Origin of the sequence: Actinoplanes lobatus, assembly GCF_014205215.1 — a bacterium.
GTDB classification, from domain to species: domain Bacteria; phylum Actinomycetota; class Actinomycetes; order Mycobacteriales; family Micromonosporaceae; genus Actinoplanes; species Actinoplanes lobatus.
Genome location: NZ_JACHNC010000001.1, coordinates 3152678 through 3176962, shown reverse-complemented (window position 1 = coordinate 3176962; position 24285 = coordinate 3152678). Strand labels below are relative to the sequence as shown.

Sequence of the window (24285 nt, the reverse complement as noted above, 5' to 3'; positions counted from 1 at the left end):
GCTCAGCGTGGCCGTTCCGGGGCTGGGACGAGTCACGTGGGAGTGAATCTTTCCGGCTGGCTCTCAGCGCTGCTTCGAACCGGGAGCGGGGGCGGGAAGGGTGTCCGGAGCGGGAGCGGATTCCGGGTGGGGTGGTACGGCGGCGGCGGGAGTTGGTTCTGGTGCGGGGGTGGGGGTCTGGTCGGTGGGGGCCGGCGGGCCGCCGTGGGTCCATGGGGTTTCGGCGGGGTCGGGCAGGGTGCCGCTCGGGCGGTAGGCCTCGCTCAGGGTGGTGAGTATGAGGTGTTCGCCGACGGCGGGGACCGAACCCGGCTCGGCCACCAGTTTGCGGCCCATCCCGCCGGAGAGCTCCAGGAGGACGTCGTGGCCTTCGGGGGCCGCCGGGGTCACCGACACGACCCGGGCCTTCTGGGACGGGCGGGTGGGCGAGGTGAGGGAGGTGCCGGGTTCCACCCGGACCGGCTCGGTGGTGTGGACCATGATGCGCGGACGGAGGACGGGCCGTTTGCCGCTGTCGTCGATGCGGTCGGCTTTGGCCAGGGTGACGACCCCGGCGAAGGCTGTCCCGGTGAGGCGGTATTCGGCCAGGACCAGCGGGTCGTCGAAGGCGCGCTGGACCGCGTAGCGGGTGGCGGCGTTCTCCAGGCGCTGCAACCGGGCCGCGGCGGCGACCGCCCCGTCGCGGCGGGGCTGGGGTGGACCGCCTTCGGCCAGGTGCTGGGTGAAGGCGGTGAAGGCGTCGCGGTCGGTGTCCCAGCGGAGCCGGACCCGTTCCCCGGCCGGGAGCCGGCGGAGCAGGGTGAGCGTGCGCCACATCCGCTCCCAGGTGGGGAGCAGCAGGTCGCGGAGTACGTCCGGGAGTTCCGGGGAGGACCGTTCGATGAGCGGGGCCAGCACCCGGTTGTCGAAGTCGGGGTCGGTGGCGGGGCCCGCGACCGGGCCGTTCTCGGCTTCCCGGGCGGCCGCCGCGCCGGACTCGATCCACGCCAGCTGGGCGCCGAACTGGGCGTCCTCGGCGCCGCTCTGCCCGGTCGCCCAGTGCAGGCCCAGCGCCTGTACCGCGTTGACCAGCAGCGATGAGCCGGGCACCTCGGCGGTGTTGGTGAAGAACGTGAGCCATCGGCCGAGCAGCGGTACGGCGGGCGGAACCGGGTTCTCGCCGTCGACCGTACGGAAGCGGGTGGATCGCCCGAAGAGCCGCAGGAAGTCGATGCCGCCCGGGTTGGGCACCCAGATCTGCGGGGCGTCGACGTAGCGCTGGCGGACGTCCTTTCCGCGATCGACCGGGACGTCCTCGGTCTGGTCCGTGAACGAGTCGAGGTACGGGACCAGTACTCCGGCGAGTTCCGCGGCGAAGGCGAACCGGTCGTCCCGGTTTCGCGGCTGCGCGACGGCCAGCAGCCGGGGCCGTGCCGGGTCGGTGCCGACCAGGGCGGCGAGGGGCGCGTTCGCCTCGCCGGCCATGGCCAGCGGGATCAGGATCAGCGGATGGTCGTGCACATGCAGGTGGCGGACGGTCGCGATGGGTTGCGCGCGCCCTTCCGCGACGGCCAGCGCCCGCGCGAGCGCGGTCAGCGTGCTCACCGAAACACCACCAGGAGCGCGACGGAACGAGGCCGGGCCGAGGAAGAACAGCGGGCCGCGGAAAGAAGGGGGGCCGCGGAGGACCGGCGGGTCAAGGCAGGACCTCGGTGCGGAGGCGGAGGGCGGCCCGCAGCATCGCCGCCGCCTCGGCCTGTTCCTCGGTGGGCTCGCGCTCGCCGGAGGCCAGCGCCAGCACCTCTCCGACGGTCTCGATGCCGCCGAGCGACTCCCGGACCGACCGGCCGAGCGCCGCCGTGCTGCCCGCCGCCTCGCTGCGGCAGAAGACGGAGAGTTCGCAGGCGGAGAGGCACTCGGGCGCGTACCGCGGCTCGATGTGGCCGAGGGCCGTCACCAGCGACGCCGGGTCGAGGGCCAGGTCGAAGCTGAGGTCGTCGGGGAGGGCGGCGGCCAGCGCGTCGACGGAGGCCAGCCGGGAGAGCTGGCGGCGCAGGGTGGAGAGCTGTTTGCGCACGTCGAGGACGACCGCGACGGGCCGGAGCGAGAAGTTCTCCGGGCAGACGAGCACGACCTCGTGGCTGACCAGTGACGGGTCGAGGCCGAGCCGTTCCAGCAGGGCGCGCAGGGCGAGCACGTAGACGGCGGCCTGTACGGCGGCGCCGGACACCTTGGCGCTTTCCGCCTGCCCGTCGACGATCGCGAACGACTTGATCTCGACGACCTGGAGGCGGCCCTGGTGGGCGTACGCGATCAGGTCCGGCTCGAGGTAGACGGTCTGCCCGGCGACGTCGAGGGTGAGCAGTGGATGGTCGATGAGGGCGGCCGTGGCGCCGGCGAGCAGGCCGGCGGTCCGGTCGTGCCGGGATCCGAGGGTGTCGTCGTCGTCCGCGCCCAGGTCCTGGTAGCCGACGCCGAGGTCGACCTCCAGCACCGACCGCAGCAACGCGCAGTCGTCGGCTTTGAGCATGGCCTCGAAGGCGTTGCCGCGGGTCAGGGCGAACCGCGACTGGCCGAAGCCGCCGGGGAAGCCGACCCGTTCGGCGAGTTTGAGTTTGTCGATGCCGGCCGCGTCGAGGACGGCCCGGCGGTCGCAGCCGGGGTTGCCGGTGAGCGCGGCGATGGTCCGCGCGTTGTGGCGCTTGGCCCGCCCGGAGCCGCGCAGCTGGTCAAGACGAGACATCGGATCCGTTCCTGAAGATCGGAAACTCGACTCTAGAACGTCGGAATCGAAGCGGCAATTCACCCACGGGAGGTGAATAAATCGCACATATCAGACACAAAGCCGCGAGCGCGCTACGTTCGGGACATGCCGAAGGCCATCTGGAACGACGAAGTGATCGCCGAGAGTGACGACACGGTGGTACTCGAGGGCAACCACTACTTCCCCCGAGACAGCGTTCGTGAGGACGTGCTCGTCCCGTCGGACACGCACACCGTCTGCCCCTGGAAGGGCCGGGCGTCCTACTACTCGCTCCAGACGGAGGGCGAGGTCGCGCCGGACGCCGCGTGGTTCTTCCCGGATCCGAAACCGGACGCCTCGGCGGTCCGCGACCGGGTGGCGTTCCGTAGAGACGTCCGCGTCGAGGCCTGAGCCCGCCCTCGGAGGCCCGCTCACGTGATACGCGGGTGGGCCTCCTCGATCTTCCCGACCTCCAGATAGTCCAGCAGGTCACGCTGCTCCTCGGGCTCCAGCGCGAAGAAGGCCTCGTACGCCTCCTCCCGCGCGTGCGTGGTCTCCGCCGCCAGCAGCGCGATGATCGCCGACCAGGCCAGCGAGACCCGGTCGAAGAGCCGCGCCTGCCGCAGGGACGTGAGCCGCGACAGCATCGCCACCTTGGTCGCCGCGTCGGCGTCGAGCGCGACCCGGTCGCAGAGCTCGAAGAGAGCCCTCCCCCGGTAGGGGTGCTCGGACTCGATCATCCGGGCCAGCTCGGCGTTGCCCATCCGGTCGACGGCCGGGGCCGGCCCGCGCCGCGGCAGGGACGGGCCGGGCTCACCGTGCACGGCTGTCCCGCCCGCTCTCGAACCCGTTGCCCGGCGACTGATGCGGCAGCGTGGGGGTGTGGTGGAAGGTCGGGAACTCCGGAACCGGCATCACCGGCTCATCGACGTCGGCCACGAACCCGGCCGGCTCCGGCTCGTCGCCGGTCCGCGCGGCGGCCTCATCGAAACCCAGCACTTTGCCCTCCGTTACCTGATTACTGCGGTGATGTCCCATGAGATCACGACCGTCCAAACCCCGCGAGCACCCGCCGCGACGACGCCCACCCCTCACCCGACCCGGCGACCGCCGTAACCTTCAATCACGCATCGATCGCCACAAGCGGCTCGCGGAGGAGGAAACAGTGCACGAGGGGCAGGACGACGGCGGGCCGGCGGAGTGGCGCTCCGTGATGATCGACCTCTCCGGTTCCTCCCTCGCGGAACTGGTCGAGCTGACCGGGCAGGACGACTCGGCCCTCGCCCGGGCGTTACGCCGGGTCACCGGGGACGGCCGGTCCGGCGAGCCGATCGCCGGGTTCAACTCCGCACTGTGAGCGCCGGTTCGCCCATGACCGTACAACCCTTCCGGCTCAGCGACGCCGCCTTCGCCGCGCTGGGCGCCGGGCGTCCCTCCGGTGACACCCTCGGCGCGTTGCGCCGCGCGGAGCTCAGCCGCCATCTGCTTCTCCTCCGCGAGGTGCGGCGCGGCCTTCCGTCAACCCCTCTCTGGTACGCGGAAAGCGCGGCCGCCGGCTCCGGTTCCGCCCGGGACTGGATCGCCGACCCGATGACCGGCCTGTGGGCGGCCGAGGCGCTGCGCCGTGGCCCGTCGGCGATGCCCGCCCCCGCTGCCCGCGACGGCCACCGGCTCACCGCCTCCCACGACGGCCTGACCCTGTCGGTGCGCCTGGAGGACACCGACCCGGTCCGCGCCCACCTGGGTCTGGTCCCGTCCGCCCCGGTCACCCCCGGGGAGCTGGCGCACTGGCGGTCCTGCCTGGAGCAGGCCTGGGCGCTGCTGGCCGCCGAGCACCGCCCGGCCGCCACCACCCTGGCCGGGGTGCTGCGGGTGATCGTCCCGGTACGGCCGGACCCGACCGCGGACGGGATCAGCGCCACCTCGGCGGAGGCCTTCGGCGCGGTGGCCATGTCGGTGCCGCCGGATCCGGTGGCCCTGGCCGTGGGCCTGCTGCACGAGACCCAGCACAGCGTCCTGAACGCCGCCGGCCTGCTCTTCGACCTGGTCGAACCGGACGACACGAGGGGCTACTCGCCGTGGCGGGACGATCCGCGCCCGGCCTTCGGGGTGCTGCACGGCGCCTACGCCTACCTGGCCGTGACCAGGTTCTGGCGGGAGCGGGCGCGGCGGGACCGGAACGCCGGGTTCGAGTTCGCCCGCTGGCGCACGGCCGTCGCGGAGGCCGCGTCCGGGCTGCGGGACTCCTGCGCGCTCACCCCGGCCGGGGACAGGTTCGTGTCCGCCCTGCTCGACGAGGTGCGCCCGTGGCTGGCCGAACCGGTGGATCCCGAGGTGGAGCGCCTGGCCGTCCTGGCGAACGCCGACCACCGGCTGCGCTGGCGGCTACGGAACCTGCGCGTCGGCCCGGTGGACACGGCCCGGCTCGCGGCGGCCTGGCGGTCCGGGCGGGATGCGCCGGAGGTGGCGCCGGTTGCGGTGCCGTGGTCGGGCCGGGAGCTGGCGGACTGTTCCCGGTTGCGCCTGGTGAAGGCGCTGCTGAAGGGTGACCCGGCAGCTCCGCCCGGCGGTCGCGGCAATGGCGCGGATGCCGCCTGCCTGCGGGGTGCCCACGGCAGCGCGCGACGAGCGTACGAAAAAGACCTTGAAGTTGATCGTGGGAACGACGCGGCCTGGGCGGGCCTCGCCCTGGTCTCCCCGCACCCGGCCGTGCGTGCCCGGCCCGAGGTGATGCGCGCCGTCGCCCAGGCAGTCCCGGAGGCCCCGATCGCGGTGCTCGCCGACTGGCTCGGGAAACCCCGCCGCGGATGACTCAAGCACGCCCGGCCGGTACCGATGTTCCTCGCCGGAGGTGCAAAATGGGTCGCAACGCTCTGTGGGATCAGGTGCGGATCGCCATCGACGACGCCGTGGTGCTCGCGTCGCTGATTCTGCTGGCCTGGCCGGCGGCCGATCCCGCGCAGCCCGGTGGGCCGGCCGGCCGGATCGTGCCGCTGCTCGCGGCGCTCTGCCTGGGCACGGCCGTGCTGCTGCTGGACACCCGGCGCGGTCTGCTGCGGTATGCGACGGTGGCGGCCGCGCTCATCACGCTGTGCCTCCGGCATCTCACCGGCGGGTTGCACCCGGGCGCGATCTGGTTGTTGCTGCTGCTCGCCGGGGCGGGGCTGTTGCGGCAGTTCCTCAGCCAGCGGGCCGCCCCGGACCGGAACCGGCAGCAGAACCTGCTGGCGCAGCAGGCGTTCCGCGACTCGCTCACCGGGCTCGGCAACAGGCGGATGTTCGTCGAGCACGCCGAGGAGGCCCTGGCCGAGCCGGCCCGCACCAAGACCGCGGTAATCGTGGTGGACCTGGACGGCATGAAGGACGTCAACAAGATGTTCGGGCACGCGGTCGGCGACGACCTGCTGCGCGTCGCGGCCGAGCGCCTCGCCGAGAACGTGCGCGCCAACGACACCGTGGCCCGTCTGGACGGCGACGAGTTCGTGGTGCTGCTGTCCGGCCTGGAGGACGAGCACGCCGCCGTCGGGGTGGCCGAGCGCGTCCTCACCGAACTGCACCGCCCGTTGCAGCTGAACGGGATGACGATCAGCATCCGGGCCAGCGCCGGCGTCGCCATCTCCGACGGCGGCGACGGGCTGGACGGTGTGCTGCGCCGCGCCGACCAGGCCCTGATCCGGGCCAAGCGGGACGGCGGCGGGGTGGCCCGGCGGTTCGACCCGGTGCTGTTCGCGAAGGCGGAGCAGCGTCGGCTGGCCGAACAGGACCTGATGCGCGGTCTGGAGGCCGGCGAGTTCGAGGTGCACTACCAGCCGATCGTGGACCTGAACGCCGGCGGCATGACCGTCGGTGTGGAGGCCCTGGTCCGCTGGCGGCACCCGGAGAAGGGCCTGGTCCCGCCCGCGCTCTTCCTGGAGCTGGCCGAACAGCTCGGGCAGGTGCCCCGGCTCGGCGGCTGGGTTCTGGAGGAGGCCTGCCGGCAGGCGATGAACTGGCAGAACCAGTTCCCCGGCTTCGAGATGAACGTCAACCTGTCGGCGTCCCAGCTGACCGATCCACGGCTCGTGGACGAGGTGCGGGAGGTGCTCACCCGTACCGGTCTGCCCCCGAAGGACCTGGTGCTGGAGCTGACCGAGTCGGTGGCGCTCACCGACCTGGTGGAGTCGGCCCGGGTGCTCAGCGCGCTCAAGGCGCTCGGCGTACGGATCGCGCTGGACGACTTCGGCACCGGCTTCTCGTCGCTCAGCCACCTCAGCACCCTGCCGGTGGACGTGGTCAAGATCGACCGCTCGTTCGTGCAGGCCATGCCGGAGACCGGCGGGGCGTCGGTGGCCGAGGCGGTGCTGCACATCGCGCGGACCTTCAACCTGGACCCGGTGGCCGAGGGCGTCGAGGACGCCGGGCAGGCGGAACGGCTGCGCGAGCTGGCCTGCGGCCGGGCCCAGGGCTTCCACTTCGCCCGGCCGATGCCGGCCGTCGAGGTGACGGACCTGCTCGACAAGCAGTCGGCGGAGATCCTATAGCGGCGGCAGATCGATCTCGGTCTCCACGGCATGACCGGCGGCGGTCACCCGGAACACCGGGTGGCCGTCGCCGTACGCCTTGGTGAACCCGTCGAGCGCCTGCTGCCGCGCCGCGTCGTCGCCGCCGGTGAGCGCCAGGTTCCACGAGCAGGCCACGGTGTCCGGATGATCCGGCCCGCGGACCGACCGGGAGCGGCGCAGCGTGTCGGCGGCCAGCTCCCGGGCCTGCTGCGCCCGGCCCACCGCCGCGAGATCGGCGGCCAGCCCGTTGGCGCAGCCCAGAGCGAACGGATGATCGGCCCCGACACTGCGCCGCAGCCCGCCGAGAACCTCCTCGCCGATGGTCCGCGCCTCGGCGTGCCGGCCCGCGGCCCGGATCATCCCGGCCAGCCCGGCCGACGCGGCGAGCGTGAACGGATGCTCGTCGCCGAGCACGGCGTGGTACCGGGTGACGGCGCGTTCCAGCAGCTCGTGGGCATGATCGAGGTCGCCGTCGGCGCGGGCGCAGTGTGCCGCCGACACCGCGGCGGCCAGGGTGTCGACGCTCAGCTCACCGAACCGCTGCCGGCAGACCCGCAGGTTGGCCTCGGCCAGGGCGCGAGCCGACGGGTCGCCGCGGCGGCGGGCGACCATCGCGGCGGCCCGGCCGGCCCACAGGGCGAAGATGTGGTCCTCCGGCAGGTCCGCGCCACGGGCGGCCAGCACCTCGGCGGCGCCCGCGTAGTCGCCGAGGCCGAACAGGTCGAAGGCCAGCCCGGCCCGGGTCGCCACGATCTCCGGATGGCCGTCCACGAAGATCGCCTGCCGGTGCCGCAGCACCTGCTCGTCCAGCACCCGGGCGCCCCGGAAGTCGCCGAGCAGCCGCAGGTCGGCGGCGAGGTTGTTGGCGCAGCGCAGCGCGGTCGGGTAGCCCTCGCCGAACAACCGGCGGTAGCGGACCAGATTGTCCGCGTCCAGCTGCCGGGCCTGCCCGAAGTGGCCCTGGATCCGCAGGTCGCCGCCGACGCTGTTGGCGGTGGTCAGGGTGGTCTCGTCGTCGGCGCCGGCCACCTCCCGCTGGGTACGCAGGGTCTGCAGGTTCAGGTTCCGCGCGTCGGCCGTGCGCCCGACCGCCCGCAGCGCGTTGGCCAGGTGGAACGAGGCCAGCAGGGTCTGCTCGGCGGACTCGCCCAGCGCGTCGCGCCAGCGGGCCGCCGCCGAGCCGGCCAGATCCCGGCTGGAGTCGTAGTCACCGCGGGCGAAGTGGTACCGGATGCAGTTGATCACCAGCTGGCGGACCTCCTCGGCGTCGCCGCCGAGCAGGTCGGACTGGATCAGGTGCGGGGCCAGCTCGGCGTACCGGTACCAGCCGGCCGGGTCGTCGGGGTCGCCCGGATCGGCGGCCGCCAGCATGCCCCGGACCGTACGCTGGAGCGCCGCGTGCCGGTCCGGGCCGAGCTCCTGACCGAACATGCCCCGGATCAGCGGGTGCACGGTGAGCCGCTCCCCGGACGGGTCGAGTTCGGCCAGGCCGTACCGGCTGATCCGGCGCATCGCGGCCCGCAGCCGGCGCTCCACCCGGACGACGGCGGCCAGCTCCGGCTCCAGCGGCAGGGTGCGGGCCGCCCACAGCAGCCGCCAGGAGATCGGCGCGCTGGCCAGGAAGGTGCACAGCTCCAGCAGCATCCGGTCGCCCGGGACACCGGCGCCGAGCGCCTCGGTGGCCAGCTCCCAGGCCACCCGGATCGGGGCGGCTCCGGCGGCGCGGCGCTCGTAGTCGGACAGGTAGGCGGAGGCGCTGCGGCCGGTGGCGTCGCGGACGGCGGCGGCCAGGTCCAGGGCCATCGGCACGTCGTCCAGGCGGGCGGCGATCCGGTCGGCGTCGGCCGCGGACAACTCCGGCGCCCGCGACCGCAGCAGGTCCACACTGTCCGCCCGGGAGAACACCGGCACCGGCAGGGCCTGCGCCACCTCGGCCGTCCACCGCGGGTTGCGGCTGGTCACCAGCACGTGCCCGGCGCCGCTGGGCAGGTACGGCGTGATGTCCTCGGGCCGGTTGGCGTTCTCGAAGACGATCAGCCAGTTCCGGTACGGCTCGCCCCGGCTGAGCGCGTCACGCACCGCGCCGAGTGTCCGGTTGAGGTCGCGGGCCTCCGGCACCCCGAGCCGCTGGGCCAGCCCGGCCAGTGACGCCCGTGTCCCGGCGGTCTGCTCGGCCGGGATCCACCAGATGAGGTCGTACGCGTCGGCGTGGCTGTGGGCGTACTCGATGGCGAGCTGGGTGCGCCCGGTGCCGCCGTGCTCCTGCTCCGGACTCGGCAGCAGCACCACCGGGCCGTTGCCGAGCAGGCCGCGGACCTGGGTCAGCAGGTCATCGCGGCCCACGAAGCGGGGGTTGCGCGGCGGCAGACCACCACGGTTCGGCATGCCGATTACCGTACGTGGATCCCTGGCCACAGAATAGTCACGCCGGAACGCGTAGTTCCTCGATGACGGGGAGCCGCTTCCCGGCGTACAGCATCAGGCTCAGGACCGCGCCGAGGATCGCCAGGCCGCCGGCCACGTACCAGGCCATCGTGTAGTCGCCGAACCGGTCGCGGGCCAGCCCGGCCGCGGTGGCGGCGGCCGCCGCGCCGAACTGGTGCGAGGCGAAGACCCAGCCGAAGACGATCGGCCCGGCCGCGCCGAAGTACTCCCGGCAGAGCGTCACGGTCGGCGGCACGGTGGCCACCCAGTCCAGCCCGTAGAAGAGGACGAAGATCAGCATGCTGGGGTGCGCGGTGGCCGCGAACAGGGACGGCAGCACCAGCAGGGACAGCCCGCGCAGCGCGTAGTAGGCGCCGAGCAGGATCCGGCTGTCCACCCGGTCGGTCAGCCAGCCGGACGCGATGGTCCCCACCACGTCGAAGACGCCGACCACCGCGAGCAGCGTCGCGGCGGTGGTCTGCGGCATCCCGTGATCGTGCGCGGCCGGGATGAAGTGCGTGCCGACCAGTCCGTTGGTGGTCGCCCCACAGATCGCGAACCCGCCCGCGAGCAGCCAGAACGCCCTGGTCCGGGCAGCGTCGCGGAGGGCCCGCAGCGCGTTTCCCGCGGCCCCTCCGGCCGGTTTCACCGGCGTCTCGATCTCGGTGGCCCCGAGCGCCGGGACGCCCACCTCCGCCGGGTGGTCCCGCAGCTTCCACCCGAGCAGGGGTACGACGGCGAGCGCCGCGATCGACACGGTGACCGCCGCCGTGCGCCAGCCGTCCGACTCGACGATCCGGGACAGCACCGGCAGGAAGATCAGGTTGCCGGTCGCCCCGGCCGCGGTGAGCACGCCGGTGACCAGGCCGCGGTGCCGGACGAACCAGCGCCCGGTGATGGTGGCGACGAAACCGAGGGCGAGCGAGCCGGTGCCGAGGCCGACCAGCACGCCCCAGCAGAGCACCAGCTGCCAGCTCTGGGTCATCCACAGGGTCAGGCCGGAGCCCGCGGAGACCAGCAGCAGCGCGGCCATCGCGACCCGGCGGACGCCGAACCGGTTCATCAGGGCCGCGGCGAACGGCGCGGTCAGGCCGTAGAGCAGCAGGTTCACCGAGACGGCGGCCGAGATGGTGCCGAGCGACCAGCCGAACTCCTCGTGCAGCGGCTGGAGCATGACGGACGGGGTGGCGCGGAAGCCGGCCGCGCCGAGCAGCGCTACGAAGGTCACCGCTGCGACGGACCAGGCGGGATGAATACGTCTCACGGAACTGATCCTGCTGCTTCGGGAACCGCCGGACGAGTGGCCGGGAAGCCATCATGCGCAAGAATCAGGCCATGAACCCCATCCAACCGCCCCACCCCCCGCCCTTGAATCGGATTGAAAAACATCTCATTGCCATCCTCGTCCTGGAGGGCCTCGTCCCCTTCGACCTGGGCACGCCCACCCAGGTGTTCCTGTCGGCGCGCGACGACGAGGAGAACCGGCTGTACCGGGTCCGGGTCTGCGGTCCGGCCCCGGTGATCGCCGAGGCCGGCTTCACCCTGATCCCGGAGTACGGCCTGGAGCAGCTCGCCGAGGCCGACACGGTGATCGTCCCGGGGATCCACAAGGGCGGCCCGGTGACCGACGGGACCCTGCCGGACGACGTGCGGGAGGCGCTGGTCGCCGCCGCGGCCCGGGGCGCCCGGATCGTCTCCATCTGCACCGGGGCGTCGGTGCTGGCCGCCGCCGGCCTGCTGGACGGCCGCCCGGCCGCCACCCACTGGGCCTGGGCCGAGCGGATCGGCGGGCTGTACCCGCGGGTGCGATGGGACTTCGACGTGCTCTTCGTCGACGACGGGGACGTGCTCACCTCGGCCGGGGTGGGCGCCGGCGTGGACCTGTGCCTGCACATCGTCCGCAGCGACCACGGCGCCGCGGTGGCCAACCGGACGGCCCGCCGCTGCGTGGTGCCGCCCTGGCGGGACGGCGGTCAGGCGCAGTTCATCGAGCGGCCGGTGCCGGACGCGCAGGGTTCGGGCACCGAACCGACCCGGGCCTGGGTGCTGGACCGGCTGGCCGAGCCGGTCACCCTGGAGGAGATGGCCGGGCACGCCCGGATGAGCGTACGGACGTTCACCCGCCGGTTCCGTGACGAGACCGGGCTCAGCCCGCGGCAGTGGCTGCTCCGTCAGCGGGTCGAGCACGCCCGCATCCTGCTGGAGTCGACCGACCTGGCGGTGGAGTCGGTGGCCCGCCGGGCCGGGCTGGGCAGCGCCACCGCGCTGCGGCAGCACATGCACGCCACGATCGGGGTGGCGCCGTCGGCGTACCGGCGGACCTTCCGGCCCGATCTTCGCGCGCTCAGTTCCGGGCGAAACCTTCCGATGGGGCAATGAGCGCTCTTTCCCTCCGCCGCCCTGAGGTACGCATGGATCAGACCTTCCGCCCGCTGCTCGACGCCCTGAAACAGATCGGCGTGGACCCCGCCGCGGTCGACCGTGCCGCGGCGGAGGCCCAGCGCAGCGGCCGGTCGGTGCGTGCGGTGCTGATCAACGATCAGGTGGTCACCGAGGAGCAGCTCACCGAGGCGGCCGCCGCGGCGTTCGGGATCAAGACGCTGGACCTGGTCGGGTTCACCCCGGAGCCGGCCGCGCTGAAGCGGATCCCGCTGCCGGTGGTGCTCCGGCACCGGGTGCTCGGCCTGTCGATCAACAACAACGAGCTGATGGTCGGCGTCACCGACCCGGCCGACGTGGTGGCGCTGGACGACGTACGGGCCTCCACCGGCATGACCATCCGCCCGGTGGTGGTGGCGCGCAGCGAGGTCCGCCGGTACATCGAGCGGCTCCAGCGTGAGGGCGCCGACCTGGCCGACCTGGCCGACGAGGGGCAGGACGACCAGGCCGGCATGGCGGCCCAGGCCACCAGCACCGACGACGCCCCGATCGTCCGGTACGTGAACAGCCTGATCGAGCAGGCCGTCATGAACCGCGCCTCCGACCTGCATCTGGAGCCGACCGAGGACGACATGCGGGTCCGCTACCGGATCGACGGCGTGCTGCACGAGGTGGACATCGTGCCCCGGGGCGTGATGTCGGCGCTGATCTCCCGCATCAAGATCATGTCCGGGGTCGACATCACCGAGAAGCGGATCCCGCAGAACGGCCGGATCACCGCCCTGATCCGCGACCGTACGGTCGACCTGCGTACCGCCACACTGCCCACGGTCTGGGGCGAGAAGATCGTGCTCCGGGTCCTGGACACCGGCGGCGGCATCGACCTGGACCTGGCGAAGCTCGGCTTCACCCAGCACAACCTGGAGCGCTTCTCCGCGTCGTTCACCAAGCCGCACGGGATGGTGCTGGTCACCGGCCCGACCGGCTCCGGCAAGTCGACCACCCTGTACGCCACCCTCGGCAAGATCAGCCGGCCGGAGATCAACGTGATCACGGTCGAGGACCCGGTCGAGTACCGGCTGCGCGGCATCAACCAGGTACAGGTCAACGCCAAGGCCGGGCTGACCTTCGCGGCGGTGCTGCCGGCGATCCTGCGTACCGACCCGGACGTGGTCCTGATCGGTGAGATCCGGGACGGCGCCACCGCGCAGATCGCGGTCGAGGCCGCGCTCACCGGTCACCTGCTGCTCTCCACGCTGCACACCAACGACGCCCCGGGCGCGGTCACCCGGCTCACCGAGATGGGCATCGAGCCGTTCCTGGTCGGCTCGTCACTCGACTGCGTGCTGGCCCAGCGTCTGGCACGGCGGATCTGCGACTGGTGCAAGGAGCCGTACGCCCCGACCGAGGAGGAGATCATCGGCGCCCAGTGGCCGCTGGCGGACCTGGCCTTCCCGGAGGTGCTGTACCGGCCGGTGGGCTGCCGGAACTGCGCGAACACCGGGTACAAGGGCCGGATCGCGGTGCACGAGGTGATGCCGGTGAGCCCGGAGATCGAGTCGCTGTGCATCCGGCGGGCCGCGGCCGGCGAGATCCGCGAGGTCGCCGTGGCCCAGGGCATGTACGACCTGCGCGCCGACGGCCTGGCCAAGGCGGCGGGCGGCCTGACCTCGATCCGTGAGATCTCCCGGGTGGCCGTCTGAACGGTTGCGGGGCTGAACCCGCACCGCACCCGAGCGCTCCTAAACCGGACTCCCCCGGTGCCGAATCAACAAGCGTCGGAAACACCGAGCGGGACCCGGGGGAACAGATGAGCACGCTCCAGCACGAGGCACGGCACGGCGCCGGCGCCTCCACGGACGACCTGGACGTGCTCAACCACCTGCTCGTCACCCTGGTCGAGTCGAAGGGCTCCGACCTCCACCTGACCGTCGGCTCCCCACCGATGATGCGGGTGAACGGCTCGCTTCTGCCGGTGCCCGGTTACGGCAGGCTCAACACCGCCGACACCGAGCTGCTGGCCCGCGCGGCGGTCACCGGGGAGCAGTGGGAGACCTTCCTGCGGGAGCAGGAGCTGGACTTCGCGTACAGCATCGTCGGCGTCTCCCGGTTCCGCGGCAACCTGTACCGCCAGCGGGCCTCGTACGGCGCGGTCTTCCGGGCCATCCCGCACAAGATCAAGCCGCTGGACGAGCTGGGTATGCCGGAGTCGGTGGCCCGCTTCGCCCACCTGCCCCGCGGTCTCGTCCTGGTGACCGGCCCGACCGGTTCCGGCAAGACCACCACCCTGGCCTCACTGCTCGACCTGGCCAACCGCAGCCGGGCCGACCACATCATCACGATCGAGGACCCGATCGAGTTCCTGCACCCGCACAAGCGGTGTGTGGTGAACCAGCGGGAGGTCGGCGCCGACACCGGCACCTTCGCCAGCGCGCTCAAGCACGCGCTGCGGCAGGACCCCGACATCATCCTGGTCGGCGAGCTCCGTGACCTGGAGACCACCGCGACGGCGCTGACCGCCGCGGAGACCGGTCACCTGGTGATGGCGACCCTGCACACGCAGAGCGCCACCCAGACCATCGACCGTGTCATCGACATCTTCCCCCCGCACCAGCAGCTCCAGATCCGTGCCCAGTTGGCGGCCAGCCTCCAGGGTGTGATCACCCAGGCGCTGGCGCCGACCGCCGACGGAAAGGGGCGCCAGGTGATCTGCGAGATCCTGACCTGTACGCCGGCCATCCGGAGCCTGATCCGGGAGGGCAAGACGCACCAGATCCCGTCCTTCATGCAGGCCGGCGGCAGCGAGGGCATGCTCGGCTTCGACCAGCACCTGGCCGAGAAGGTCCGGGAGGGCCTGGTCAGCCTGGCGGCCGCGCTGGAGATCTGCCATTCCGCCGAGGAGCTCAAGCGCCTCGTGGGACGGGTGTGATCCGATGGCGTCCACCAAGACCTTCCGGTACGAGGCGATCGACGCCACCGGCAAGAAGGCCAAGGGCACCATCGAGGCGCCCAACGAGGCCGCCGCCACCCACATGCTGCGCCAGCGCGGTGACGTGCCGCTCGGCGTCACCGAGTCCGGCAAGGGTCTCCAGATGGAGATCAAGATCCCCGGCCTGGGCAGCGGCGTCAAGCTGAAGGACCTCGCCGTGTTCGCACGGCAGTTCGCCACGATGACCGCGTCCGGCATGTCGCTGCTGCGGTCGCTGGCGATCCTCGAGGAGCAGACCTCCGCGCCGGCCTTGAAGAAGGCGATCGCCGAGGTGAGCACCGACGTGGCCGGGGGTGCCGGGCTCTCGGCGTCGATGGCCAAACACGACCGCGTCTTCCCGCGCCTGATGATCGCCATGATCCGGGCCGGTGAGACGGGCGGCATGATCGACCAGGCCCTCGAACAGATCGCCGAGAGCCTGGAGAAGGACACCGCGCTCCGCGGCAAGATCAAGGGCGCGCTGACCTATCCGGCGATCGTGCTGGCATTCACCTTCGTCATGATCGCCGGCGTACTGATCTTCATCGTCCCGATCTTCGAGGAGATGTTCAAGAACCTCGGTGGCGAGCTGCCGGCGATCACCCAGTCCCTGGTCACCATCAGCCACAACATGGGCTGGATCGGGCCGCTCGCGCTGGGCTCGATGATCGGTGGAAGCGTCCTCTACAAGCGCCGGATGCGCGCCAGCGAGGAGTTCCGCCTCAAGGTCGACAAGATCAAGATGCGGATGCCGGTCTTCGGGCCACTGCTCCAGAAGCTCGCCATGAGCCGCTTCTCCCGCAACCTCGGCCTGCTCCTGAACGTCGGTGTTCCGGTCATGCAGGCACTGACGGTGGTCGGCGAGACCACCGGCAACGAAATCATCAACGCCGCGATGAAGGACGTCCAGGCGACCGTTCGGGACGGCAACCCGATGTCTTCGGCACTACGGCATCACCCGATCTTCCCGGCCATGGTCACCCAGATGATCGAGGTCGGTGAAGAGAGCGGTCAGATCAGTCAGATGCTCGACAAGGTTGCCGATTTCTACGACCGCGAGGTCGACGCCGCGGCCGAGTCCCTGACCGCGTCCATCGAACCCATCATGGTGCTCGTCATGGGCACCGTGGTCGGCGGCATGGTCATCTGCCTCTACCTGCCGATGTTCACGATCTACCAGAACATCCAGGGCTGACGGCCCGGCAACGACGCCACCGCCGTTCTCCCGGCCGACTCCCGACGGCCGACAGCAACACCCTCCCGGGCGCCCGAGCCCGGCCCTTCCCCAACCACCCCACGCCCATGGAGGCACCCCGAATGCAGGACATCATCGCCCGACTCCGCGCCGGCAAGAAGAACGACGAGGGCTTCACCCTGATCGAGCTCCTGGTCGTGGTGGTCATCATCGGTGTGCTGGTCGCGATCGCCGTGCCGGTGTACATGAACTACCGGCAGGGCGCTGCCGACAAGGCGGCGCAGTCGGATGTCCGCGGCGCGATCAGCGCGGTCGAGCAGTTCTACACCGCCAACAGCAACGCCTACCCCAAGAAGGCTGAGAACACCACCGGTGACGGTGCGTCGATCAAGCTCGAAGCGAAGAGTGGCGCCACCCTTCAGGAAGGCAAGATCACCGTTTCCGACGGCACCAAGCTCTACTACGTGCCGGGAGCCAACGACAGCAGCCCCTACAAGATCTGCGCCGCGAACGACGGTGGCACCTCCGGCAAGTGGTTCCTCTACGACAGCGACGGCTCGCTCAGCGAGAAGACCGGTGGCCTGAAGGCCGACTGCGCCCTCTGATTCACAGAACGGTAGGCCCCCGCGGGGTGGTGGCACCGAGCCACCACCCCGCACCCCCGCTCACGTTCGGCCCGGAGGAGGTACGACCATGCCGCAGTCCCTGTTGATCGGACTCGTCACGGTGCTCGGCCTGGCCATCGGATCCTTCCTGAACGTGGTGATCCACCGGGTGCCCCGCGACGAGTCACTGATCCGTCCCGGGTCGCACTGCCCGGAATGTGGGAACCCGGTCCGGGCCCGGCACAACGTGCCGGTGCTCGGCTGGCTCATGCTGCGCGGCCGGTGCGCCGACTGCGGCACCCGGATCAGCGCCCGCTACCCGATGGTCGAGGCCGGCACGGCCGTCCTCTTCGCGGCGGTCGCGGCACGCTTCGGCTGGTCCTGGGAACTGCCCGCCTACCTCTACCTGGCCGCCGTCGCGATCGCCCTGGCGATGATCGACCTGGACGTCATGCGGCTGCCCAACAAGATCGTCCTTCCCTCGTACGGCGTGGCCGTCGCGCTCCTGGCGCCGGTCTCGCTGGCCGCCGGCTCCCCCGGCGACCTGCTCCGCGGCGCCCTCGCCGCGGCCCTGCTCTACCTGGTCTACCGGGTGCTCGCGATCTGGGGCATGGGTGGCGGCGACGTGAAGCTGGCCCCGCTGCTCGGCTTCTACCTCGGCTGGCTCGGCTGGAACGCGTTCACGGTCGGCGCCTTCGCCGCGTTCCTGCTCGGTGGTCTGGTCGGCGGCGTCCTGCTGGCCCTCAAAGTGGTCAGCCGCAAGACCCGGGTGCCCTTCGGCCCGTACATGCTGGCCGGCGCCTTCCTGGCGGTCTTCGCCGCGGCGCCGCTCGCCGACTGGTACACCACCCTGCTGCTCCCCTCCGCCTGAACCTGAACACCGCTGAGAAGGAAGGAAGACCGATGGCTGGCGCACCGCCGATCGGGCTCGACATCGGCTCGTCCTCCATCCGGGCCGTCGAGGTCCGGCGCAGCAAGGACGACTACTCTCTGATCAACTTCGGCCAGTTCCCGCTGGAGCCGGGCACCGTCACGGCCGGCGTGGTCCAGAACCCGGGCGCGGTCACCGCGGCGCTCAAGCAGCTCTGGGCCGCCAACAAGTTCGGCACCAAGCGAGTCACCCTGGCGGTCACCAACCCGCAGTTGGTGGTCCGCGAGACGTCGATCGCCAACCTGCCGGCCAGTCAGATGCGCCAGGCCCTGCCCTTCCAGGTCAAGGAGCAGCTGCCGCTGGCGGTCGAGCGCTCACTGCTCGACTTCTATCCGCTGGAGCAGCCCGGGGACAACCCGACCGTACGCGGACTGCTGATCGCCGTGCCCAAGGAGGCCGTGGTCACCCTGGTCCAGGCGGTCCAGAAGGCCGGCCTCAAGGTCAAGGGCGTCGACCTCGCCTCGTTCGCCATGCTGCGCGCCGCCTCCCGGCTGGACGCCCAGGTGGAGGCGATCGTCGACATCGGCGCGAACATCACCAGCGTGGTGGTGCACGCCGACGGTGAGCCGCTGTTCGTGCGTACCCTGCCCCGGGGTGGCACCGAGATCACCGAGAGCATCGCCGGCCGCCTGGGCCTGGAGACGGCCGAGGCCGAGGCGTTCAAGTGCCGGTACGGCCTGCACGGCAACGGCAACCCGGACGCGGTGGCCGCCCTGGTCGACGCGGTCCGCCCGCTCTCCAGCGAGCTGCGCAGCTCGTTCACCTACCTGGCCTCCGGTGAGCGGCAGAAGCAGGTGACCCGGATCTCGCTGTGCGGTGGCAGCGCGCTCATGCCCGGCCTCGCCGAGCACCTCCAGGAGCAGCTCGGCGTCGCGGTCAGGTACGCGGACAGCGCGGCCCGGCTGCGCGACACCCGCAAGGCCCGCGAGCGTGGTTTCGACAGTTTCGTGCCGTCGGCGGCGGTGTCGATCGGCCTCACCCTCGGAGCGGCCTGATGACGACTCCCACCGCACTGATGCCCGTGGACCCCACGGTCTCGCCGCAGCAGGCGGCCCGGGTCCTGACCATCCGCGCCGACCTGCTGCCCCCGGAGATCCTGGACGGCCGCCGGGCCCGGCGCACCCGCTCGCTGGTCATCGTGATGGTGCTGGTCACGCTGGCCGGCCTGGGCTTCTGGTACTTGCAGGCCGGGCAGGCGAAGCAGGCCGCGGACGACGAGTACAACGAGACCTTCCAGTCTCTCACCTTCGCCCGGGGCGGCCAGAAGTCCGCCGCGCTCGAGAACCTGGTCAAGTACCAGAAGGGCGGCGCGACGTTGAACGCTGAGCTGAAAGCGGCGCTGGCGAACGACCTTTCCTGGACCAACATGATGACCCTGATACGGAACAAGGCCCAGGACGGCGTGACGATCGATGAGATCACCGGCAGCCTGGCCGAGACGACGACCACCGAGGCGGCCGACGAAGCGGTCGGCACCCTGACCATCACCGGCACCGCTAAGGACAAGCGCCTGGTCGCGGACTACGTGAACCGGCTCGGCAACCTCAAGCATTTGGCGAACCCGTTCGTCACCAGCGTGGCGAAGGAGGACGGCGGTGAGTTCGCCTTCACCGTCGAGGTAGCCATCACCGGGAAGGCCCGGTGCGGCCGCTTCACCTCCGACTGCCCGAGTGGAGGCAAGTGATGACCGCACGCCGCATCGACCAGATCTGGCTCTTCGGCGGCCTGGCCCTGACCATCCTGCTGTCGGTGGGTGGCTGGTTCCTGTTGATCAAGCCGCAGTACACCACCCGGGACAGCGTGCAGGCCGACACCGCCGGCACCCAGATCCAGCTCATCAAGGAACGGAAGAAGCTGGCCGACCTCACGTCCCAGCTCAAGAAGATCGACACCTACAAGGCCACCCTGGTCGAGGCGCAGCAGGCGCTGCCGTACGGGGAGAACACCAACAAGATCCCCGAGTTCCTGAAGCAGCTCCAGACCCTCGGCACCAAGTACGGAGTCGACGCCAGCGGCTACAGCGCCTCGGCGCCGGAGGAGTCCGAGACCACGCCGGCGGTGAAGCGGCTGCCGATCACCCTCAACATCGAGGGCGACAAGGTCGACGAGATCCTCAAGTTCGTCAAGCACCTCCAGGGCGTGCAGCCACGCGCCGTGCTGATCCAGAACGCCAAGCTCAGCGGCAACGACAAGGACGGCTGGGAGGTCAACCTGACCCTGAGCGCCTTCGTCACCACCACCGAGACGGTCTCGGTCGACTCATGAGTGACCACCGCAACCGGCCCGCAACCGGTTAGCTATTCACGACCGGCCTTCCTCGCCGAACAACCAGACGTCACCGAGGAGGAGCTGCTGATGAACCAGAACCTGATCCTGATCGCCGACGACGACAGCGATGTCCGCGACATGCTGACCGTGACGCTGGAGGAGGCCGGCTACCAGGCTCTCGCCGCGAAGGACGGCGACACCGCGGCCCGCATCATGGCGCGCGCCAAGCCGGTCGGCCTGATCACCGACGTACGCATGCCGAACATGAACGGGATGGAGCTGTGCCGGCTGGCCCGCAACAACCCGGAGATCAGCGACATGGCGATCCTCATGGTGTCCGGCAACAGCCACACCTACGACGTGGACGCGGGCCTCAGCGCCGGCGCCGACGGCTACCTGTCGAAGCCGCTGTCGCCGCGCCGTCTGGTGGCCGAGTTGCAGTCCCTGATCAGCCGCCGTTACTCCGGCGCGACCGCCTGAGAAGATCGGGGAATTCCTGTGGAATTCCTATGCATGGTAGCCAACCTCTCGCATTCTCCCGAAATGACGGATATCGTTACGCCCGGCCCGTGCCGCTCCCCCCGTAGCGGCACGGGCCATCCCGGTTCGTCGGGTTATCCCCGGATCAAACCTTGGCGCAGGTCAGCACCGGTGTTCCGGCGCTTCCCGATCCGATGAGCCCGAACTGGGCACTCCCGCCGGCCGGCAGGGTCCCGTTCCAGGCCGCGTTGCGGACCGTGACGGTCGAGCCCGACACACTGAGCACCCCACCCCAGACCTGGCTGATCGACTGACCGGAGGCCAGGGTCCAGGTGACGGCCCAGCCGTTCGGCGTGCCACTGCCGGCGGCGACGGTGACCTCACCCTGGAAGCCACCCTGCCAGGAACTCGTCGTCCGGAAGGTGGCCGTGCACGACCCGCCCGTCGACGGCGAGCCGGACGGTGACGCGGACGGCGACGTCGAGGGCGAGGTGGACGGCGACACCGAGGTCGACGGTGACGGTGACGCGGTGGACGGCGTCACGCTCGGCGAGGTCGACGGGTCCGGCGCCGAGCTCGCCAGGCTGTACGCGAGGTCCGGCTGGAACGACCCGGCCGCGTAACGGCACCCGTCCGCCTCACCCGGCGGCTTGACCCACAGGTACCCGTCGATGTTCGCATCGCTGGTGTTCGTGGTCGGGTACTGCCCGATCCGCCGGTCGGTGTTGTCGTCGCCGCACCAGTCACCGCTGGCCCCGCCGTTACGGCTGGTGTCGATCACCTGCCGCTTGCCGGTGATGCCCTGACCGTTGAGCGCGCTGATGATCGACCGCCCGTACGCCGACTCGGCGGAGGTCCCGTTGAAGTTGGACACGTTGGTGTAGAAGCCGTCGGCGGCGGCGACACCGGCGGCCGCCAGCCGGGACGCCTGGTCGGCGGCGCTGTTCCAGGTGGAGTGGCCGGCGTCGAGGTAGACCTTGGCGTTCGGGTTGGCCGCCTTCAGCGTCTGGGTGGCGGTACGCAGCGCCTGGTTACGGGCCGCGATCTCGCTGCTGCTGAGGCAGGTGAGCAGCGCGATCGAGTCGGGCTCGAGCACCACGACGGCCGTCTGGCCGCCGAGTCCCTGCGCCGCCCCGTTGATCCAGGTCTGGTACTGCGTCAGGTCGGGCGCACCACCCGAACTGGCGCCGCCGCAGTCACGATTGGTGATGCCGTAGAGCGTGAGAACCGGAATCTGCCCGGCCGCGTTGGCGGCGCCGACATACGCCGACACCTCGCTGCGGATGGTGGAGACGTTGAACGAGGCGAACCAGCGCGAGGCGGGCTGGCTGGCGACCCGGTTACGGATCACCGTGGTGCGCGAGTCGTTCGGATTGGCCTGCACCCAGCGCGCCACAGCGCTGTCCGGGTCGCGGTAGAGGGTGCCACTGATGGTCCCGGCCGAGGCGGCGCCGGTGGCCGCCCAGAGGCCGGCACCCACCGTGGCACAGACCACGGTGGTAGCCAGGATCTTGGAACGAGAACGGGAACGGGGACGGGTGGGGAACACGGGCCACTCCTGGGGATGATGGATGCCGAGTGGGAGCGCTCCCAAGATACGGCCGACGCCAGGCCATCACAAGAGACACCGAAGCCCAAAGCCCGTGACCTGCGGATGTCTTTTCCGAATTCTCCAGTGGACGATCCATGGACGGCGATCTCCGGCATCCCTGCCGTCCGGCATGCCAGTGTCTGGGCCGCAACGTCCGGTATCAGAAAGGGGATTTCGCTCGTGCGAATCTCACGCAAGATCGCCGCACTCGGACTGACCGTCGCCGCCACCGCGGCCGGCGCGACAGTGGCCGCGTCGCCCGCACAGGCGGCGCTCTACGGCGGCCAGTGCGGCTCCGGGTACAACCTGGTGAACCTGATCGACCTGCCCGACCTGCGCGGCACCGTGTACCTCACGTACAACGCGTCGACCGGGAAGAACTGTGTCGTGACGATCCGGGAGAACCCGGGCACCGCCACGCTCATGGAGGCGTTCATCCGCCGCACCGGCAACACGACGTACGTCAAGGACAGCGGCAACTTCACGACGTACGCCGGACCGGTCTACCTCTCCGCGTCCGGCTCGTGTGTCGACTGGGGCGGCACGATCGGCACCGCGACCAAGACCCGGTACGGCACCAACTGCGGCTGAGGGGAGCCCGGAGCATGAAGAAGATCGTTGCGACCACCTTCGCGATGACGGCGGCCGCCACCCTGGCCACCGCCACCCCCGCCCAGGCGGCCAGCTACGGCGGCGAATGCGGCTCCGGCTACGGCGTCGTCAACTCGGCCGCCATCGGCTCGACCGGGACGGTGTTCCTCACCTACAACGCGTCGAACGGCTACAACTGTGTGGTCGCCAAGCGCAACAGCGCCGGCTCGGCCGTCCTCGTCGAGGCCGGGCTGGCCGTCCACCCGGTCGGCACGCACTGGACGAAGTTCGACGGCGGCTACTACACCTCGTACGCCGGTCCGCTGTACCTGTCGGCGGCCGACAAGTGCGTGGACTGGATGGGCCGGATCAGCGGCACCGAGGGCGGCAAGCGCGGCACCAACTGCGGCTGACCGCGAACGGCGGTGAGGCCCGGCGGGGCCTCACCGCTCGCCGACCCGTACGTCGAGGAAGATCGGCCGCTTCGCGGGGAAGAACGTACGCCCCTGCTCGTCCGCCATCTTGAAATAGATCTTGCAGCTCGCCGGCCCGTCCGGCGTCTCCACCGGAACCGAGATGTCGACCGTCTCGCCCGGCTTCGTCTGCGGGATCGGAACCAGGTCCGGGGCTGTGCAGAGTTGCTCGTTCACCCGCGCCAGGAAGCGGTTCGCCCAGACGACGGTGCCGGTGTTCCGGAGCCGCCAGGTCTTGGTGAACGAGGACCTCGGCGGAACGACCGTTCCGTCCGGGTACGTGATGTCACCCTCGAACACCGAGTCGTCGTGCTCCGCCACCGGCCCGGCTTCGGCACGCTCGTCGCCCTGACCGCCCAGGCCGGACGTCACCACGGCGACAAGTCCGCCCGCGACCACCGCCGCGGCCGCGGCCACCGCCACGGTCCGCCGACCGCGTCCCACCGTTGCGGGCCCGCCGGCACGCTCCGAAGGGACCGGCCCGGTCTCGGTCTGTTCCGCCGCCCGCCCGGATCGGGCACGCGTCCAGTACTCGCGCCACTCCTTCTCCGTCTCCAGGGCGTCCCGCCCCAGACGGTCCACGGCGAGGACGCGCACGAATTCCCAGGCGATCTCCCAGCTCGGCAGCACCCGGCCATGCGCCGCCGCGGCCAGCGACGACTTCGAGGCGGCGGCGCCCAGCTTCCCGGCCATCTCCTCGTACGAGGGGTCGCCCGCCGCGCGCTTCAGCTGCCAGAGCCGGTCCGCGAACTCCCCCACCGGCCCCGAAGCCGGATCAGGCCGAACAGTCCTGCGCCCCCGCCGCCGCACCGCGTTCAGGGCCTTCTCTTCCACAGCCGCCTACCCCGCCGTCCACATTCAACAGAGGGGCCCACGATATCGGCCGTCATCTGTCGATGACGGCGGGAAGCTCTCGGTGGGACGAAAGTCCCACAACGCAAAAAAGGTCATCAACCCGAGAGAACCCAGATCGATGACCTTTACAAGGGTGGAGCTGAGGGGACTCGAACCCCTGACCCCCACACTGCCAGTGTGGTGCGCTACCAGCTGCGCCACAGCCCCTTGCATGATCTTGCCGTGTCCCCGGTGTTTCCCCCGGGCACGCTGGAAATACTAC

General features: G+C 71.1%; 24 protein-coding genes and 1 tRNA gene. 16 read left to right on the top strand and 9 right to left on the bottom strand.

The genetic code is table 11. The features are described from left to right. Nucleotides 1-63: 63 nt before the first annotated feature. On the bottom strand, nucleotides 64-1584 hold the full coding sequence (locus BJ964_RS14785; RefSeq protein ID WP_229806834.1) for a hypothetical protein: 1521 nt from the start codon (nucleotides 1582-1584) through the stop codon (nucleotides 64-66). Between the two features lie 91 nt (nucleotides 1585-1675). Continuing rightward, nucleotides 1676-2722: a hypothetical protein gene (locus tag BJ964_RS14780; protein ID WP_188121198.1), complete on the bottom strand. Its 1047-nt coding sequence runs from the start codon at nucleotides 2720-2722 to the stop codon at nucleotides 1676-1678. Nucleotides 2723-2848: 126 nt separating this feature from the next. Between BJ964_RS14780 and BJ964_RS14775 the strand changes: the two genes are divergently transcribed. Continuing rightward, nucleotides 2849-3133 (top strand): DUF427 domain-containing protein, encoded by a 285-nt coding sequence (locus tag BJ964_RS14775; RefSeq protein WP_188121197.1) that lies wholly within the window; start codon nucleotides 2849-2851, stop codon nucleotides 3131-3133. A gap of 20 nt (nucleotides 3134-3153) precedes the next feature. On the opposite strand, the gene BJ964_RS14770 is transcribed toward BJ964_RS14775, so the two are convergent. Next, entirely contained in the window at nucleotides 3154-3546 is a 393-nt protein-coding gene (locus BJ964_RS14770; protein ID WP_188121196.1) for a hypothetical protein, read from the bottom strand. Continuing rightward, the gene (locus tag BJ964_RS14765; RefSeq protein WP_188121195.1) at nucleotides 3536-3721 is read right to left on the bottom strand and encodes a hypothetical protein; all 186 of its coding nucleotides are present in this window, start codon (nucleotides 3719-3721) and stop codon (nucleotides 3536-3538) included. The genes BJ964_RS14770 and BJ964_RS14765 overlap by 11 nt, the downstream gene beginning before the upstream one ends. A gap of 166 nt (nucleotides 3722-3887) precedes the next feature. Between BJ964_RS14765 and fxsA the strand changes: the two genes are divergently transcribed. Genes fxsA through BJ964_RS14750 form a run of 3 tightly spaced genes read left to right on the top strand, consistent with a single transcriptional unit; the run spans nucleotide 3888 to nucleotide 7242 of the window. Next, nucleotides 3888-4079 (top strand): FxSxx-COOH cyclophane-containing RiPP peptide, encoded by a 192-nt coding sequence (fxsA, locus tag BJ964_RS14760; RefSeq protein WP_229806833.1) that lies wholly within the window; start codon nucleotides 3888-3890, stop codon nucleotides 4077-4079. Nucleotides 4080-4093: 14 nt separating this feature from the next. Then, nucleotides 4094-5533, top strand: a complete 1440-nt coding sequence (locus BJ964_RS14755; protein WP_188121194.1) for an aKG-HExxH-type peptide beta-hydroxylase — start codon at nucleotides 4094-4096, stop codon at nucleotides 5531-5533. 47 nt (nucleotides 5534-5580) lie between these two features. Then, entirely contained in the window at nucleotides 5581-7242 is a 1662-nt protein-coding gene (locus tag BJ964_RS14750; RefSeq protein ID WP_188121193.1) for a putative bifunctional diguanylate cyclase/phosphodiesterase, read from the top strand. Here the strand turns inward: BJ964_RS14750 and fxsT are convergent. Both fxsT and BJ964_RS14740 read right to left on the bottom strand, forming a co-directional pair. Then, entirely contained in the window at nucleotides 7237-9648 is a 2412-nt protein-coding gene (gene fxsT, locus BJ964_RS14745) for an FxSxx-COOH system tetratricopeptide repeat protein (RefSeq protein WP_188121192.1), read from the bottom strand. The two genes, BJ964_RS14750 and fxsT, sit on opposite strands and share 6 nt — an antisense overlap. A 37-nt stretch (nucleotides 9649-9685) precedes the next feature. Then, nucleotides 9686-10951 carry an MFS transporter gene (locus BJ964_RS14740; protein ID WP_188121191.1) on the bottom strand — a complete coding sequence of 422 codons (1266 nt, stop codon included), beginning with the start codon at nucleotides 10949-10951 and terminating at the stop codon, nucleotides 9686-9688. A 113-nt stretch (nucleotides 10952-11064) separates the two neighbouring features. On the opposite strand from BJ964_RS14740, the gene BJ964_RS14735 reads away from it, so the two are divergent. The 10 genes from BJ964_RS14735 (at nucleotide 11065) to BJ964_RS14690 (ending at nucleotide 20513) form a co-directional block, all read left to right on the top strand. Beyond that, complete coding sequence (locus BJ964_RS14735) at nucleotides 11065-12066, top strand: GlxA family transcriptional regulator (protein ID WP_229806857.1); 1002 nt, start codon at nucleotides 11065-11067, stop codon at nucleotides 12064-12066. 32 nt (nucleotides 12067-12098) lie between these two features. Beyond that, nucleotides 12099-13769 carry a GspE/PulE family protein gene (locus tag BJ964_RS14730; RefSeq protein ID WP_188121189.1) on the top strand — a complete coding sequence of 557 codons (1671 nt, stop codon included), beginning with the start codon at nucleotides 12099-12101 and terminating at the stop codon, nucleotides 13767-13769. A 107-nt stretch (nucleotides 13770-13876) separates the two neighbouring features. Then, nucleotides 13877-14995, top strand: a complete 1119-nt coding sequence (locus BJ964_RS14725) for a type IV pilus twitching motility protein PilT (RefSeq protein WP_188121188.1) — start codon at nucleotides 13877-13879, stop codon at nucleotides 14993-14995. 4 nt (nucleotides 14996-14999) lie between these two features. Beyond that, nucleotides 15000-16229, top strand: coding sequence for a type II secretion system F family protein (locus BJ964_RS14720; protein WP_188121187.1), 1230 nt, complete (start codon nucleotides 15000-15002; stop codon nucleotides 16227-16229). Between the two features lie 122 nt (nucleotides 16230-16351). Then, complete coding sequence (locus BJ964_RS14715; protein WP_188121186.1) at nucleotides 16352-16834, top strand: prepilin-type N-terminal cleavage/methylation domain-containing protein; 483 nt, start codon at nucleotides 16352-16354, stop codon at nucleotides 16832-16834. An 88-nt stretch (nucleotides 16835-16922) separates the two neighbouring features. After that, a complete protein-coding gene (locus BJ964_RS14710) occupies nucleotides 16923-17705 on the top strand; it encodes a prepilin peptidase (protein WP_188121185.1) in 783 nt (260 codons plus the stop codon). 32 nt (nucleotides 17706-17737) lie between these two features. After that, nucleotides 17738-18760 (top strand): type IV pilus assembly protein PilM, encoded by a 1023-nt coding sequence (gene pilM / locus BJ964_RS14705; protein WP_188121184.1) that lies wholly within the window; start codon nucleotides 17738-17740, stop codon nucleotides 18758-18760. Continuing rightward, nucleotides 18760-19449, top strand: coding sequence for a PilN domain-containing protein (locus BJ964_RS14700; protein WP_188121183.1), 690 nt, complete (start codon nucleotides 18760-18762; stop codon nucleotides 19447-19449). The genes pilM and BJ964_RS14700 overlap by 1 nt, the downstream gene beginning before the upstream one ends. After that, the gene (gene pilO / locus BJ964_RS14695; RefSeq protein WP_188121182.1) at nucleotides 19449-20030 is read left to right on the top strand and encodes a type 4a pilus biogenesis protein PilO; all 582 of its coding nucleotides are present in this window, start codon (nucleotides 19449-19451) and stop codon (nucleotides 20028-20030) included. Before BJ964_RS14700 ends, pilO begins: the two co-directional genes overlap by 1 nt. Before the next feature lie 90 nt (nucleotides 20031-20120). After that, the gene (locus tag BJ964_RS14690) at nucleotides 20121-20513 is read left to right on the top strand and encodes a response regulator transcription factor (RefSeq protein ID WP_188121181.1); all 393 of its coding nucleotides are present in this window, start codon (nucleotides 20121-20123) and stop codon (nucleotides 20511-20513) included. A 145-nt stretch (nucleotides 20514-20658) separates the two neighbouring features. Here BJ964_RS14690 and BJ964_RS14685 read toward each other — a convergent pair whose 3' ends face one another. Then, nucleotides 20659-22062, bottom strand: a complete 1404-nt coding sequence (locus BJ964_RS14685) for a glycoside hydrolase family 6 protein (protein WP_229806832.1) — start codon at nucleotides 22060-22062, stop codon at nucleotides 20659-20661. Nucleotides 22063-22284: 222 nt separating this feature from the next. Between BJ964_RS14685 and BJ964_RS14680 the strand changes: the two genes are divergently transcribed. Next, nucleotides 22285-22695: a spore-associated protein A gene (locus BJ964_RS14680; protein ID WP_203832405.1), complete on the top strand. Its 411-nt coding sequence runs from the start codon at nucleotides 22285-22287 to the stop codon at nucleotides 22693-22695. Nucleotides 22696-22709: 14 nt separating this feature from the next. Beyond that, the gene (locus BJ964_RS14675; RefSeq protein ID WP_188121180.1) at nucleotides 22710-23108 is read left to right on the top strand and encodes a spore-associated protein A; all 399 of its coding nucleotides are present in this window, start codon (nucleotides 22710-22712) and stop codon (nucleotides 23106-23108) included. A gap of 30 nt (nucleotides 23109-23138) precedes the next feature. On the opposite strand, the gene BJ964_RS14670 is transcribed toward BJ964_RS14675, so the two are convergent. Then, nucleotides 23139-23927 (bottom strand): NBR1-Ig-like domain-containing protein, encoded by a 789-nt coding sequence (locus BJ964_RS14670; RefSeq protein WP_203832406.1) that lies wholly within the window; start codon nucleotides 23925-23927, stop codon nucleotides 23139-23141. 230 nt (nucleotides 23928-24157) lie between these two features. Then, nucleotides 24158-24230 (bottom strand) — tRNA-Ala (locus BJ964_RS14665). Nucleotides 24231-24285 lie beyond the last annotated feature (55 nt).

Bases quoted from the DNA above. Each gene is read 5' to 3' on its own strand.
- BJ964_RS14780 (WP_188121198.1), bottom strand. From the start codon at position 2,722: ATGTCTCGTCTTGACCAGCTGCGCGGCTCCGGGCGGGCCAAGCGCCAC.
- BJ964_RS14775 (WP_188121197.1), top strand. From the start codon at position 2,849: ATGCCGAAGGCCATCTGGAACGACGAAGTGATCGCCGAGAGTGACGAC.
- BJ964_RS14755 (WP_188121194.1), top strand. From the start codon at position 4,094: ATGACCGTACAACCCTTCCGGCTCAGCGACGCCGCCTTCGCCGCGCTG.
- BJ964_RS14750 (WP_188121193.1), top strand. From the start codon at position 5,581: ATGGGTCGCAACGCTCTGTGGGATCAGGTGCGGATCGCCATCGACGAC.
- fxsT (WP_188121192.1), bottom strand. From the start codon at position 9,648: ATGCCGAACCGTGGTGGTCTGCCGCCGCGCAACCCCCGCTTCGTGGGC.
- BJ964_RS14730 (WP_188121189.1), top strand. From the start codon at position 12,099: ATGGATCAGACCTTCCGCCCGCTGCTCGACGCCCTGAAACAGATCGGC.
- BJ964_RS14725 (WP_188121188.1), top strand. From the start codon at position 13,877: ATGAGCACGCTCCAGCACGAGGCACGGCACGGCGCCGGCGCCTCCACG.
- BJ964_RS14720 (WP_188121187.1), top strand. From the start codon at position 15,000: ATGGCGTCCACCAAGACCTTCCGGTACGAGGCGATCGACGCCACCGGC.
- BJ964_RS14715 (WP_188121186.1), top strand. From the start codon at position 16,352: ATGCAGGACATCATCGCCCGACTCCGCGCCGGCAAGAAGAACGACGAG.
- BJ964_RS14710 (WP_188121185.1), top strand. From the start codon at position 16,923: ATGCCGCAGTCCCTGTTGATCGGACTCGTCACGGTGCTCGGCCTGGCC.
- pilM (WP_188121184.1), top strand. From the start codon at position 17,738: ATGGCTGGCGCACCGCCGATCGGGCTCGACATCGGCTCGTCCTCCATC.
- BJ964_RS14700 (WP_188121183.1), top strand. From the start codon at position 18,760: ATGACGACTCCCACCGCACTGATGCCCGTGGACCCCACGGTCTCGCCG.
- pilO (WP_188121182.1), top strand. From the start codon at position 19,449: ATGACCGCACGCCGCATCGACCAGATCTGGCTCTTCGGCGGCCTGGCC.
- BJ964_RS14690 (WP_188121181.1), top strand. From the start codon at position 20,121: ATGAACCAGAACCTGATCCTGATCGCCGACGACGACAGCGATGTCCGC.
- BJ964_RS14675 (WP_188121180.1), top strand. From the start codon at position 22,710: ATGAAGAAGATCGTTGCGACCACCTTCGCGATGACGGCGGCCGCCACC.